A 13760-nucleotide genomic window follows, 5' to 3' on the forward strand; every position below is an offset into this window, starting at 1 on the left:
TATCGAAAGCGCGATCGTTATTGATCGTCATGAGCTATCTATGTGCGGCGGGGATGTTGAGACGAAGATCCCCATTTGTCCGTTACAGGGTATGGCGAAGTCCGGAACGCCGTACGGCGCTCCGGTGATCGTCAGCCTGTTGTTCAGAAGCGCCCGGCGCCCAGATCCCGCGACACCGCGCGGGCACAGTCCCGTACCGCGGCGATGACGTCGGGGCGTACTTCGCCGTCCTGGCACAGCCGTTCCACGGCGCCCGTGATCCCGACCGCGCCGACCGGCATCCGCCGCCGGTCGTGGATCGGGGCGGCCAGGGAGGCGACACCCTCCCAGGTCTCCTCCACGTCGGCCGCATAGCCACGCGCGCGCGTGACGTCGAGGATGTGCTCGAACGCCTCCAGCTCGCACACGGTGCGGTCGGTGAAGGCCTTGCGGTCGGCCTCAAGGGCCTCGCTGTGCGCGACCGGGTCGTACGCCGACAGCACCTTGCCCAGAGCCGTGGAGTGCAGGGGCTGCATGGCCCCGATCTCCAGCACTTGCCGGCTGTCGTCGGGGCGGAAGACGTGGTGCACGATCAGCACGCCCTGCTGGTGCAGGACGCCCAGATAGACGCTCTCGCCGCTGGAGCGGGCCAGATCGTCGGTCCACACCAGGGCGCGGGCCCGCAGCTCGTGCACGTCCAGATAGGTCGTGCCCAGGCGCAGCAGCTCCGCGCCCAGCTGGTAGCGCCCGGAGGCCTCGTCCTGTTCGACGAACCCCTCCTGCTGGAGGGTGCGCAGGATGCCGTGTGCGGTGCCCTTGGCAAGCCCCAGCGAGGAGGCGATGTCCGACAGGCCGAGCCGACGCTCGCCGCCCGCGAGCAGTCGCAGCATCGCGGCCGCCCGTTCGAGCGACTGGATGTTCCGTGCCATCGCCGTCCTGCCCTCCGTCCCCTTCGACCGCCGACCTCGACGATGTCGCTACCGTCGTTCGGCACAGCTGCCGTTGTTCGGCAATGTCGAACACTACCGGTCCATGCCGACCAACCGCCAATGGTCCGCAGTGATCTGTTGCGTCACTCGTATCCCGTACGCGACCCGCCCGTCATCCTCGTCCGTCCCGTGGACGCCCTGACCATCAGGTCCGGGTCCCGGTTACGCTGGCGGCGTGCGCCCACCGCGGAACCGACCGCAAGGGCGCAAAGCCGACAGCCGTCGCACCTCAGGGAGCCCCTTCATGGCCTCGTTGCCACAGACCCCTTCCGCCGACAGCCGGACCCGTGTGTCCGCCCTCCGCGAGGCGCTCGCCACCCGAGTGGTGGTAGCCGACGGAGCCATGGGCACCATGCTCCAGGCCCAGGACCCCACCCTTGAGGACTTCGAGGACCTTGAGGGCTGCAACGAGATCCTGAACCTGACCCGGCCCGACATCGTCCGCTCCGTCCATGACGCGTACTTCGCGGTGGGCGTCGACTGCGTCGAGACCAACACCTTCGGTGCCAACCACACGGCCGCGGCCGAGTACGAGATCGCCGACCGGGTGCACGAGCTGTCCGAGGCGGGCGCCCGGATCGCCCGTGAGGTGGCCGACGAGTACGCCGCCCGGGACGGCCGTACCCGCTGGGTGCTGGGCTCGGTCGGCCCCGGTACCAAGCTGCCGACACTCGGTCACGTCGGCTACGCCACGATCCGTGACGGCTACCAGGCGAACGCCGAGGGCCTGCTGGCCGGCGGCGCCGATGCCCTGATCGTGGAGACCACCCAGGACCTCCTGCAGACCAAGGCCTCCGTGCTGGGCGCCCGCCGCGCCATGGAGGCGACCGGCGCCGAGGTGCCCCTGCTGGTCTCCATGGCCTTCGAGACCACCGGCACCATGCTGCTCGGCTCCGAGATCGGCGCCGCGCTCACCGCGCTGGAGCCGCTCGGCATCGACATGATCGGCCTGAACTGCTCGACCGGCCCCGCCGAGATGAGCGAGCACCTGCGCTACCTCACCCGGCACTCCCGTATCCCGCTGCTGTGCATGCCGAACGCGGGCCTGCCGATCCTCACCAAGGACGGCGCGCACTTCCCGCTGGACCCGGAGGGCCTTGCGGACGCCCAGGAGAACTTCGTCCTGGACTACGGCCTCAGCCTCATCGGCGGCTGCTGCGGCACCACGCCCGAGCATCTGCGCCAGGTCGTCGAGCGCGCCCGCACCCTCACGCCCGGCGAGCGTGACCCGCGCCCCGAGCCGGGCGCCGCCTCGCTCTACCAGACGGTCCCGTTCCGCCAGGACACCTCCTACCTCGCGATCGGAGAACGGACCAACGCCAACGGCTCCAAGAAGTTCCGTGAGGCCATGCTGGAGGGCCACTGGGACGACTGTGTGGAGATGGCCCGCGAGCAGATCCGCGAGGGCGCGCACATGCTCGACCTGTGCGTCGACTACGTCGGCCGTGACGGCGTCGCCGACATGGAGGAGCTGGCCGGCCGCTTCGCCACCGCCTCCACCCTGCCGATCGTCCTGGACTCCACCGAGGTCGACGTCATCAAGGCCGGCCTGGAGAAGCTGGGCGGCCGCGCGGTCATCAACTCCGTCAACTACGAGGACGGCGACGGCCCCGAGTCCCGCTTCGCGAAGGTCACCGAGCTCGCCAAGGAGCACGGCGCCGCGCTGATCGCGCTGACCATCGACGAGGAGGGCCAGGCCCGCACCCCCGAGAAGAAGGTCGAGATCGCCGAACGGCTCATCGACGACCTCACCGGCAACTGGGGCATCCACGAGTCGGACATCCTCATCGACACCCTGACCTTCACCATCTGCACCGGCCAGGAGGAGTCCCGCGGGGACGGCATCGCCACCATCGAGGCGATCCGCGAACTCAAGCGCCGCCACCCGGACGTACAGACCACGCTGGGCCTGTCGAACATCTCCTTCGGCCTGAACCCGGCCGCCCGCGTTCTGCTCAACTCCGTCTTCCTCGACGAGTGCGTCAAGGCGGGCCTGGACTCGGCGATCGTGCACGCGTCGAAGATCCTGCCGATCGCCCGGTTCACCGAGGAGGAGGTGCAGACGGCCCTCGACCTCATCCACGACCGTCGCGCCGAGGGCTACGACCCGCTCCAGAAGCTGATGGCCCTGTTCGAGGGGGCCACCACCAAGTCCCTCAAGGCGGGCCGGGCCGAGGAACTGGCCGCGCTGCCGCTGGAGGAGCGCCTCAAGCGCCGCATCATCGACGGCGAGCGCAACGGCCTGGAGGCCGACCTCGACGAGGCCCTGGAGACCCGCAAGGCCCTCGACATCGTCAACGAGACGCTGCTGGACGGTATGAAGGTCGTCGGCGAGCTCTTCGGCTCCGGCCAGATGCAGCTGCCGTTCGTGCTCCAGTCCGCCGAGGTCATGAAGGCCGCGGTCGCCCATCTCGAACCGCACATGGAGAAGTCCGACGCCGAGGGCAAGGGCACCATCGTGCTGGCGACCGTCCGCGGCGACGTGCACGACATCGGCAAGAACCTCGTCGACATCATCCTGTCCAACAACGGCTACAACGTCGTCAACCTCGGCATCAAGCAGCCGGTCTCCGCGATCCTGGACGCCGCCGAGGAGCACAAGGCCGATGTCATCGGCATGTCCGGGCTCCTGGTCAAGTCCACGGTGATCATGAAGGAGAACCTGGAGGAGCTCAACTCCCGTGGCATGGCGGCCGACTACCCCGTCATCCTCGGCGGCGCCGCGCTGACACGGGCCTACGTCGAGCAGGATCTGCACGAGCTGTACGAGGGCGAAGTCCGGTACGCCCGTGACGCGTTCGAGGGGCTGCGCCTGATGGACGCCCTCATCGGCGTCAAGCGGGGCGTGCCCGGCGCGAAGCTGCCCGAGCTCAAGCAGCGCCGGGTCAGGGCCACCGCCCAGGCGGTGGTCGAGGAGCGTCCCGAGGAGGGGCACGTCCGCTCCGACGTCGCCACCGACAACCCCGTGCCCACCCCGCCCTTCTGGGACACCCGTGTCATCAAGGGCATCCAGCTCAAGGAGTACGCCTCCTGGCTGGACGAGGGCGCGCTGTTCAAGGGGCAGTGGGGCCTCAAGCAGGCCCGCACCGGCGACGGCCCGACCTACGAGGAGCTCGTCGAGACCGAGGGCCGTCCCCGGCTGCGCGGACTGCTGGACAAGCTGCAGACCGAGAACCTCCTCGAAGCGGCCGTCGTCTACGGCTACTTCCCCTGTGTGTCCAAGGACGACGACCTGATCATCCTGGACGACCAGGGCAACGAGCGCACCCGCTTCACCTTCCCGCGCCAGCGCCGCGGACGCAGGCTGTGCCTGGCCGACTTCTTCCGCCCTGAGGAGTCGGGCGAGACCGATGTCGTCGGCCTCCAGGTCGTCACCGTCGGCTCCCGCATCGGGGAGGAGACGGCGAAGCTCTTCGAGTCCAACTCCTACCGTGACTACCTCGAACTGCACGGTCTGTCCGTGCAGTTGGCCGAGGCCCTCGCCGAGTACTGGCACGCGCGCGTCCGTTCGGAGCTGGGCTTCGCGGGCGAGGACCCGAACGACATCGAGGACATGTTCGCCCTGAAGTACCGGGGCGCCCGCTTCTCGCTGGGCTACGGCGCCTGCCCCGACCTGGAGGACCGCGCCAAGATCGCCGAGCTGCTCCAGCCGGAGCGCATCGGCGTGCACCTCTCCGAGGAGTTCCAGCTGCACCCCGAGCAGTCCACGGACGCCATCGTGATCCACCACCCGGAGGCGAAGTACTTCAACGCACGCTGAGGCCGGGCCACCCCGGTTTCTGAGGCGCCCTCGACCGTGACTCCGGTGTGCCCCGGGCCACGTCGGTTAAACAGGGCATCGCAGCGACGCACGACGTACACTGGTCGGTCCACTGCAGGCCGGTTCCCCATGTGGGAACCGGCCTGATCGTCCCTCAAGGAGGTGCGCCAGGATGACCACCACGGTCCCCGCGCTCGGAACCCGTACGGCCGAAGGCTCAGCCCTGCAAGCCGTGCTCCTGGACATGGACGGCACCCTCGTGGACACCGAGGGATTCTGGTGGGACGTGGAGGTCGAGATCTTCGCCGGCCTCGGCCACACCCTCGACGACTCCTGGCGCCATGTCGTGGTCGGCGGTCCCATGAGCCGCAGCGCGGGGTTCCTGATCGAGGCCACCGGCGCCGACATCACCCTCGCCGAGCTCACGCTGCTCCTCAACCAGGGCTTCGAGGAGCGCATCGGACGCGCCCTGCCGCTGATGCCGGGCGCCGCCCGGCTGCTGGCCGAACTGGCCGCGCACGAGATCCCCACGGCCCTGGTCTCCGCCTCGCACCGGCGCATCATCGACCGGGTCCTCACCTCGCTCGGCCCGCAGCACTTCGCGCTGACGGTGGCCGGTGACGAGGTGCCGCGCACCAAGCCGCACCCCGACCCGTACCTCACCGCCGCGGCCGGGCTCGGAGTGGATCCGGCCAGATGCGCGGTCGTCGAGGACACCGCGACCGGTGTCGCGGCGGCGGAGGCGGCCGGCTGCCAGGTGGTGGTGGTCCCCTCGGTCTCCTCCATCGCCCCGGCCCACCGGCGTACCGTCGTCGGCTCGCTCGAAGAGGTGGATCTGGCATTTCTGCGCGGTCTGATGACGGAAAAGCGCTAGCCGTTCACCGAGCGTGCAACCGCGATACAAGGAAATTCCAGCGGGGCGGTTGCGAACCGGGAACGGCCCCACGGACCAAGGAATTCGAGCCCACCGGATGGCCGAATTCCGCCAGCACCCCACCTCCTTGCGGGTGTGACGTTCCCCACCCCGGGCGGTCTCGACAGGCCGCACCCCGTGTGCTGTTCACCCCCTTTCGGGCGGCATCGGCGTGCCCTTGTGTCCCGATTGGGGAGATGCTGCACGAATCCTTCCGCTGTCGGTTTTTCGTTGTGTCCACGCCCGATTTCGCTGCGTGATGGGGCCTCAACTCCGGTGACCGCGAAGCGTCCTCGGGACGCCGACTAATCTCATCGCGAGAACCTCGCCCTTTACCCCCGTGATCCGCCGCGACACCCCTGCATGCCGGATACACGGACGTGACAGCTCTGGAGAAACTCGAGCATGAACCGCAAGACTTTGGTGCTGCCGGCCGTCATCGGTCTGCTCGCCCCGGTCCTCGCCGCCTGCGGCGGATCGGACAGCGGCAGCGGCGGTGGGGACGCGATCGTCGTCGGTACCACGGACGAGTTCACCGCCACGAGTGAGGCACCCGCGCCGCTTGACCCGGCGTACGCCTACGACGTCGGCACCTGGAACATCCTGCGCCAGACCGTGCAGACGCTGATGATCCAGCCGCGCGGCGAGGGCGAGCCGGTGCCCGAGGCGGCCGAGCGCTGCGGCTTCACCGACACCGGCAACGAGCGCTACGCCTGCACCCTGCGCGAGGGCCTGAAGTTCGCCAACGGCGACGCCGTCACCGCGGCCGATGTGAAGTACTCCATCGACCGCGCCCTCAAGCTCAAGGCCGACAGCGGGGTGTCCGCCCTGCTGTCCACCGTGGACACCGTCGAGACCAAGGGCGAGCGCGAGGTCATCTTCCATCTCAACACCGCCGACGCCACCTTCCCGTACAAGCTGTCCACGCCGGTCGCGGGCATCGTCAACCCCGACGACTACGAAGCCGGCAAGCTCCGTGACGGTTTCCAGGTGGACGGCTCCGGCCCGTACACCTTCAAGGGCGAGGAGCAGGACGGCAAGCTGGTCAAGGCCGTCTTCACCAAGAACCCGTCCTACCAGGGCACGCTGAAGGTGAACAACGACGAGGTCGAGCTGCGCTCCTTCGCCGACGCGGACGCCATGAGCAGCGCCATCGAGCGGGGCGACATCCACCTCATGAGCCGCACCATGTCGCCCGAGCAGATCCAGCGGCTCTCCACGGCCTCCGACAGCGAGGTCGACCTGGTCGAGATGTCCGGCCTTGAGATCCGCTACCTCGCCTTCAACACCGACGCCCCGGCCGTCGAGAGCAAGGCGGTCCGCCAGGCGATGGCCCAGGTCGTCGACCGCGGCGAACTGGTCAGCAAGGTCTACGGCACCCAGGCCGAGCCGCTGTACTCGCTGGTCCCGGCCAGCCTCACCGGCCACTCCAACGCGTTCTTCAACAAGTACGGCGAGCCCAGCACCGCCAAGGCCAAGGCGCTGCTCGCCAAGGCGAACGTCAGCACCCCGGTGTCGCTGACCCTGCAGTACACCACCGACCACTACGGCGCGGCCACCAAGAAGGAGTTCGAGCTGTTGAAGGAACAGCTCAACTCCAGCGGCCTGTTCGACGTCAAGATCGAGGGCACCCCCTGGGAGACCTTCCGCCCCGCCGAGCAGAAGGGCGAGTACGAGGTCTACGGCATGGGCTGGTTCCCGGACTTCCCGGACGCCGACAACTACATCGCGCCGTTCCTCGACAAGGACAACTTCCTCGGCTCGCCGTACGCGAACAGCGAGATCCGCAACTCCCTCATCCCGGAGTCCCGTCGCGAGGCCGACCGGCAGTCGGCGGTCGGCAGTCTGACGGAAATCCAGGACATCGTCGCCGAGGACGTCCCCGTGATCCCGCTGTGGCAGGGCAAGCAGTACGTCGCCGCCCGCGACGACGTCACGGGCACCGCGTACGCGCTCAACTCGTCCTCCACCCTTCAGCTGTGGGAGCTCGGCCGTGGCGTGAGCGGCTGACGTCTCCCGTGCCCGGGGCCGCGGGACGGCGGCCCCGCGATTTCCGAAACGACGACAAGGCACCTGCACGTGAACATGCGCAACCAGTGGCCGGTCCTGCCCGTGATGGCGGGGCTGGCCTCCGGCCTGCTGACCGGCTGCGGCACGGAGACCGGCGACTCCGCGAGCGACAGCTCCTCCGTGGTGATAGGGATGTCCGACGACGTCCTCGCCACCGACCCGGCGTCCGGCTACGACCCGGGCTCGTGGCTGCTGTTCAACAACGTCTTCCAGTCCCTGCTCAGCTTCCCCAAGGGCGGCACCGACCCCGAGCCGGACGCCGCCGAGTCGTGCGCCTTCACGGACACCCAGACCAAGGTCTACAAGTGCACGCTGAAGGACGACCTCAAGTTCAGCAACGGTGACTCCCTCACCTCGAAGGACGTCAAGTTCTCCTTCGACCGCATGCTGAAGATCAACGACGACGCCGGTCCGGCGATCATGTTCCCGATGCTCGACAAGGTCGAGGCCCCGGACGAGAAGACGGTCGTCTTCCGGCTGAACACCCCGGACGCCACCTTCCCGAGCAAGATCGCCTCCGGTGCCGGATCCATCGTCGACCGCCGTCAGTACGACGCGGACGGACTGCGCGAGGACGGCGAGGCCGTCGGCTCCGGCCCCTACAAACTGGACTCCTTCGGCGAGGACGAGGCCGTCTTCTCGGTCAACGAGAACTACAAGGGCAACGCCGAGGTCAAGAACTCCGGCGTCACCATGAAGTTCTTCCGCGGCGACCGTACCGCCCTGAAGACCGCGCTGCGCGACGAGCAGATCGACATCGCCTACCGAGGTCTCAGCGCCGCGGACATCGCCGAGATCGAGAAGGCCGACGACAGCTCCAGCTCGGGCGCGGAGGTCGTCGACGGCACCGGCGCCGAGGTCCAGCACCTCGTGTTCAACATGGACGACCCGGTGGCCGGAAAGCTCGGGGTCCGCAAGGCCATGGCCTATCTGCTCGACCGCGAAGCCCTCATCGAGGACGTCTACCAGGGCACCGCCACCCCGCTGTACTCGATCATCCCGGCGGGCATCGGCGGCCACAACACGGCCTTCTTCGACACCTACGGCGCCCGCCCCTCCAAGGCGAAGGCCGCGGCGGCCCTGCAGGCTGACGGCATCACCGGCAAGGTCAAGCTGACGCTCTGGTCGACCCCGTCGCGCTACGGCCCGGCAACCGACCAGGAACTCAAGGCCATCGCCGGGCAGCTCAACGCCAGCGGCCTGTTCGACGCCGACGTGAAGTCCGTCGAGTACGACCAGTACGAGCAGGACATCGCCGCCGGCAAGTACGGCGTGTACGTGAAGGGCTGGATCCCGGACTACCCGGACGCCGACAACTTCACCTCGCCCTTCTTCGGCAAGGGCAACGTGCTGGACAACAACTACAGCAACGACTCCATCACCGGCACGCTGATCCCGCGTACGGCCGCACAGAGCGACCGCACCGCGACGGACGACGACTACGGCCGGCTTCAGGACATCGTGGCCGAGGAACTCCCGATCCTGCCCATCTGGCAGGCCAAGCAGTACGCGGTCGTCCGCGACGGCGTGTACGGCCTGGAGTACTGCCTCGACGCCTCCACGGTGTTCCGGTTCTGGGAGCTCAGCAAGGGCTGAGCCGACGTATGCCAAAGGGCGCCCGCTTCCTGCTCCGGAAGCGGGCGCCCTCTCGTGTGTCCCTACTGCGCGCCGGGACGCACAAGACCGCTCTCGTACGCGTACACCGCGGCCTGCACACGGTCGCGCAGCCCCAGCTTGGTGAGCACATGCCCGACATGCGTCTTGACGGTGGTCTCGCTGACGAACAGGTCGGCGGCGATCTCCGCGTTGGACAGTCCGCGCGCCACCAGCTTCAGCACCTCCACCTCGCGGTCGGTGAGGGTGTGCAGGGTGTCCGGGACGGGCTCCTCGCCGGACGGCAGATGCGTGGCGTACTTGTCCAGCAACCGGCGCGTGATGCTGGGCGCCAGCATCGCCTCCCCGGCGGCCACCACGCGAATGGCCTGAACGAGCTCGTTGGCGGGGGCGTCCTTCAGCAGGAAGCCGCTGGCGCCCGCCTTGAGCGCCTCCACCACGTACTCGTCGAGGTCGAAGGTGGTCAGCACGAGCACCTTCGCCGGGCCGTCCCGCCCGGGCCCGGTGATCTGCCGGGTCGCCTCCACGCCGTCCATCCGCGGCATGCGGATGTCCATCAGAACCACATCGGGCTGCAGGGCCCGCACCTGGTCGAGTGCCTGGAGGCCGTCTCCGGCCTCGCCCACGACCGCGATGTCCTGCTCGGCTTCCAGGATCATCCGGAATCCGGTGCGCAGCAGCGGCTGGTCGTCGACCAGTAGGACGCGGATGGCCACGTAAGTCTCCTTCGCTAGTCCGGCCCCATTCTGCCCTGCGCACCCTCGGCCGACTCGGGCGCCCTGACCGGCAGCGGCTGTGCTTCCCGGGGGACAACCCCCGGGCCCCCGGCCGAACCCCCGTCGGCCCCCCTGACCGGCAGCGGCTGTGCTTCCCGGGGGACAACCCCCGGACCCCCGGCCGAACCCCCGTCGGCCCCCCTGACCGGCAGCGGATAGGGCGGGGGAGTGCCGCCGAATTCCGGGCAGTGCTCCTGGTGGTCGCACCAGCCGCACAGCTTGGTGGGCCTGGGCCGCCAGTCGCCCGTCTCGGTCGCCGTGCGGATCGCCTCCCACAGCGCCAGCAGCTTGCGCTCGACCCGCTCCAGATCGGCGAGCACGGGGTCGTACGTCAGGACGTCGCCGCTGCCGAGATAGACGAGCTGGAGCCGGCGCGGCACGACGTTCTTCAGCCGCCAGACCACCAGGGCGTAGAACTTCATCTGGAACAGCGCGCCCTCGGCGTACTCGGGCCGGGGCGCCTTGCCCGTCTTGTAGTCGACGATCCGCACCTCGCCGGTGGGCGCGACATCGACCCGGTCGATGATCCCGCGCAGCCGCAGCCCGGACTCCAGCTCGGCCTCGACGAACAGCTCGCGCTCGGCAGGCTCAAGACGGGTCGGGTCCTCCAGCGAGAACCACCGCTCGACGAGCTGCTCGGCCTCACCGAGCCAGCGCGCGAGCCGCTCACCCTCCGGATCCTGGGCGAACAGCTCCTGGATCTCCGGCCGGGACTCGCGCAGCCGGTCCCACTGGCCCGGGATCAGTGACTTGGCGCGAGGGGCGGTCCGCTCGGCGGCCGGGGCGTCGAAGAGGCGCTCCAGCACGGCGTGCACCAGGGTGCCCCGGGTCGCCGCCTCACTGGGCTTCTCCGGCAGCCGGTCGATGACCCGGAACCGGTACAGCAACGGGCACTGCATGAAGTCACCGGCACGCGAGGGGGACAGCGAGGCGGGCGGTATGGCGGTGGGCACGGCCCGCTCCACTGCCGCCACGTCCTGTGCCTGTGCCGTCGTCGTGGCCTCGCCCGCCACCGACGGCTCCACGTCCTCCGTGCTCGTCTCCATGCCCACAGACCTTACGGCCCGCCACTGACAGTCACCCCGCCGACGTCGGGCAAACACAGGGGGTGCCGGGGCGGAACGCGTCGCGACGGACGCATACCATCGACCCGAGACCCTTCCGCCCGGCAGGCGCGGAAGACGCTTCGAACGAGGGGACACCGTGGACGAGAGCGGCGGGAGCGGGCAGCCGCGGTCCGGCACCGAGGAGCCGGCCAGCCACCACGCAACACCGACCACCCCGCCCGCGGACCCCGCACCCCCCGAGCCCTCGGACCCGCCCCCGACCCCCGAGGACGAGACACCCCGCGAGGACGAGGACAAGCCCGCCGACGCCGACACGTCCCGGCAGACAGCCGCCGGCCCCCCGGCCCCCGGCGAGCACCCCCCCACCGCGGGCGACCGCACCCTCGCCCACTCCGGAGCCGGCAAACCCCCCAAGCCCCCGGCGCCCCGCGGCGGACTCCTGATGGGCCGCCCCTTCGGCGTGCCCGTGTATGTCGCTCCCAGCTGGTTCCTCGTCGCCGCGCTGATCACCTGGGTGTTCGGCGGCCAGCTCGACCGGGTCCTGCCCGAACTCGGCGCCGCCCGCTATCTCGTCTCCCTCTTCTTCGCGGTCGCCTTCTACGCCTCCGTCCTCGTCCACGAACTCGCTCACACCGTCGCCGCCCTCCGCTTCAAACTCCCGGTCCGCCGCATCCAGCTCCAGTTCTTCGGCGGCGTCTCCGAGATCGAGAAGGAGTCCGACACCCCGGGCCGCGAATTCGTCCTGGCCTTCGTCGGCCCGCTGCTCTCCCTCGTCCTCGCGGGCGTCTTCTACGGCGCCATGCAGTCCGTGGAGCCCGGCACCGTCCCCGGCGTGCTGCTGGCCGGCCTGATGATCTCCAACCTCATCGTGGCCGCCTTCAACCTCCTGCCCGGCCTCCCCCTCGACGGCGGCCGTATGCTCCGCGCCGTCGTCTGGAAGATCACCGGCAAGCCGATGAGCGGCACCATCGCCGCCGCCTGGGTCGGCCGCGCGCTCGCCGTCTCCGTGCTCATCGGACTCCCGCTGCTCACCCAGTCCGGAGCCCTCGGGTCCAACGCCGAGGACAACGTCGGCATGGACACCGTCATGGACGCCCTGCTGGCCGCGATCCTCGCCGCGATCATCTGGACCGGCGCCGGAAACAGCCTCCGCATGGCCCGCCTGCGCGAGCACCTGCCCGAACTGCACGCCCGCACCCTCACCCGCCGCGCGGTCCCCGTGGAGGGCGACACCCCCCTCTCCGAGGCCCTGCGCCGCGCCAATGCCGCCGGCGCCCGCGCCCTGGTCGTCGTCGACGCCGACGGCACCCCGCTCTCCCTCGTCCGCGAGGCGGCCATCGTCGGCGTACCGGAACACCGCCGCCCCTGGGTCGCCGTCAGTGGCCTGGCGGCGGATCTCACCGAGGGCATGCGGGTCTCCGCGGAACTCTCGGGGGAGGAGCTCCTGGAAGCCCTCCGCGCGACCCCGGCCACCGAGTACCTGGTCGTCGAGGAGACCGGCGAGATCTACGGCGTCCTGTCCGCCGCGGACGTGGAGCGCGCCTTCGTGAAGGCCATGGCCAGGCCCTCCTGATGGTCGGCGGCCCCCGTAAACCCCGGTAGGCTGTTCACATGTCCGAACCGACCGGTGCCGCCCGCAGGCGCGGGCCCTTCAAGGTCGGGGACCAGGTTCAGCTGACCGATCCCAAGGGCCGTCACTACACGTTCACGCTCGAAGCCGGGAAGAACTTCCACACCCACAAGGGTTCCTTCCCGCACGACGAACTGATCGGTGCTCCCGAGGGCAGCGTTGTCCGCACCACCGGGAACGTCGCCTATCTCGCGCTGCGCCCCCTGCTCCCCGACTACGTCCTGTCCATGCCCCGCGGGGCGGCCGTCGTGTACCCGAAGGACGCGGGGCAGATCCTCGCCTTCGCCGACATCTTCCCCGGCGCCCGCGTCGTCGAGGCCGGCGTCGGCTCCGGCTCGCTCAGCAGTTTCCTGCTGCGCGCCATCGGCGACCAGGGCATGCTGCACTCCTACGAGCGCCGCGAGGACTTCGCGGCGATCGCCCAGCAGAACGTGGAGCGCTACTTCGGGGGCCCGCACCCCGCCTGGCAGCTCACCGTCGGCGACCTCCAGGACAACCTGTCCGACACCGACGTCGACCGCGTCATCCTCGACATGCTCGCCCCCTGGGAGTGCCTGGAGGCCGTCTCCAAGGCGCTCGTCCCCGGCGGCATCCTGTGCTGCTACGTCGCCACCACCACCCAGCTCGCCCGGACCGTAGAGTCCATCCGCGAGATCGGCTGCTTCAACGAGCCGACCGCCTGGGAGACGATGATCCGCAACTGGCACATCGAGGGCCTGGCCGTCCGCCCGGACCACCGGATGATCGGCCACACCGGCTTCCTCCTCACCGCCCGCCGCCTCGCGGACGGCGTCGAGCCGCCCATGCGCCGTCGCCGCCCCGCCAAGGGCGCCTACGGCGAGGACTACGCCGGCCCCAACGCCGACGGCGGCTCCGGCCGCTGAGGCGGCCCCGTGCCGCGTACAACGTAACGGCGCCGCGGTCGAGTTCCCCTCAAGCACCGGGAACTCGACCGCGGCGCC

General features: G+C 69.7%; 9 protein-coding genes. 6 read left to right on the top strand and 3 right to left on the bottom strand.

Annotation, left to right across the window (positions count from 1 at the left end; all coding sequences use genetic code 11):
- Positions 1-143: 143 nt before the first annotated feature.
- The gene (locus RMT89_RS16755) at positions 144-908 is read right to left on the bottom strand and encodes an IclR family transcriptional regulator (protein ID WP_315884552.1); all 765 of its coding nucleotides are present in this window, start codon (positions 906-908) and stop codon (positions 144-146) included.
- A gap of 304 nt (positions 909-1212) precedes the next feature.
- On the opposite strand from RMT89_RS16755, the gene metH reads away from it, so the two are divergent.
- The 4 genes from metH (at position 1213) to RMT89_RS16775 (ending at position 9307) form a co-directional block, all read left to right on the top strand.
- Complete coding sequence (metH, locus tag RMT89_RS16760) at positions 1213-4728, top strand: methionine synthase (RefSeq protein WP_315884553.1); 3516 nt, start codon at positions 1213-1215, stop codon at positions 4726-4728.
- Between the two features lie 172 nt (positions 4729-4900).
- The gene (locus RMT89_RS16765; protein ID WP_315884554.1) at positions 4901-5602 is read left to right on the top strand and encodes an HAD family phosphatase; all 702 of its coding nucleotides are present in this window, start codon (positions 4901-4903) and stop codon (positions 5600-5602) included.
- A 444-nt stretch (positions 5603-6046) separates the two neighbouring features.
- Entirely contained in the window at positions 6047-7651 is a 1605-nt protein-coding gene (locus RMT89_RS16770; RefSeq protein WP_315884555.1) for an ABC transporter substrate-binding protein, read from the top strand.
- Positions 7652-7720: 69 nt separating this feature from the next.
- Entirely contained in the window at positions 7721-9307 is a 1587-nt protein-coding gene (locus RMT89_RS16775; protein WP_315884556.1) for an ABC transporter substrate-binding protein, read from the top strand.
- Positions 9308-9369: 62 nt separating this feature from the next.
- On the opposite strand, the gene RMT89_RS16780 is transcribed toward RMT89_RS16775, so the two are convergent.
- Positions 9370-10041 carry a response regulator transcription factor gene (locus RMT89_RS16780; protein WP_004002520.1) on the bottom strand — a complete coding sequence of 224 codons (672 nt, stop codon included), beginning with the start codon at positions 10039-10041 and terminating at the stop codon, positions 9370-9372.
- Positions 10042-10055: 14 nt separating this feature from the next.
- A complete protein-coding gene (locus RMT89_RS16785; protein ID WP_399498273.1) occupies positions 10056-11147 on the bottom strand; it encodes a RecB family exonuclease in 1092 nt (363 codons plus the stop codon).
- A 157-nt stretch (positions 11148-11304) separates the two neighbouring features.
- On the opposite strand from RMT89_RS16785, the gene RMT89_RS16790 reads away from it, so the two are divergent.
- The gene (locus RMT89_RS16790) at positions 11305-12741 is read left to right on the top strand and encodes a site-2 protease family protein (protein WP_315884557.1); all 1437 of its coding nucleotides are present in this window, start codon (positions 11305-11307) and stop codon (positions 12739-12741) included.
- 38 nt (positions 12742-12779) lie between these two features.
- Positions 12780-13682, top strand: coding sequence for a tRNA (adenine-N1)-methyltransferase (locus RMT89_RS16795; RefSeq protein WP_315884558.1), 903 nt, complete (start codon positions 12780-12782; stop codon positions 13680-13682).
- Positions 13683-13760 lie beyond the last annotated feature (78 nt).

The sequence above is a fragment of the Streptomyces sp. P17 genome (assembly GCF_032436805.1).
Lineage (GTDB): Bacteria > Actinomycetota > Actinomycetes > Streptomycetales > Streptomycetaceae > Streptomyces.

Bases quoted from the DNA above. Each gene is read 5' to 3' on its own strand.
- RMT89_RS16755 (WP_315884552.1), bottom strand. From the start codon at position 908: ATGGCACGGAACATCCAGTCGCTCGAACGGGCGGCCGCGATGCTGCGA.
- metH (WP_315884553.1), top strand. From the start codon at position 1,213: ATGGCCTCGTTGCCACAGACCCCTTCCGCCGACAGCCGGACCCGTGTG.
- RMT89_RS16765 (WP_315884554.1), top strand. From the start codon at position 4,901: ATGACCACCACGGTCCCCGCGCTCGGAACCCGTACGGCCGAAGGCTCA.
- RMT89_RS16770 (WP_315884555.1), top strand. From the start codon at position 6,047: ATGAACCGCAAGACTTTGGTGCTGCCGGCCGTCATCGGTCTGCTCGCC.
- RMT89_RS16785 (WP_399498273.1), bottom strand. From the start codon at position 11,147: ATGGAGACGAGCACGGAGGACGTGGAGCCGTCGGTGGCGGGCGAGGCC.
- RMT89_RS16795 (WP_315884558.1), top strand. From the start codon at position 12,780: ATGTCCGAACCGACCGGTGCCGCCCGCAGGCGCGGGCCCTTCAAGGTC.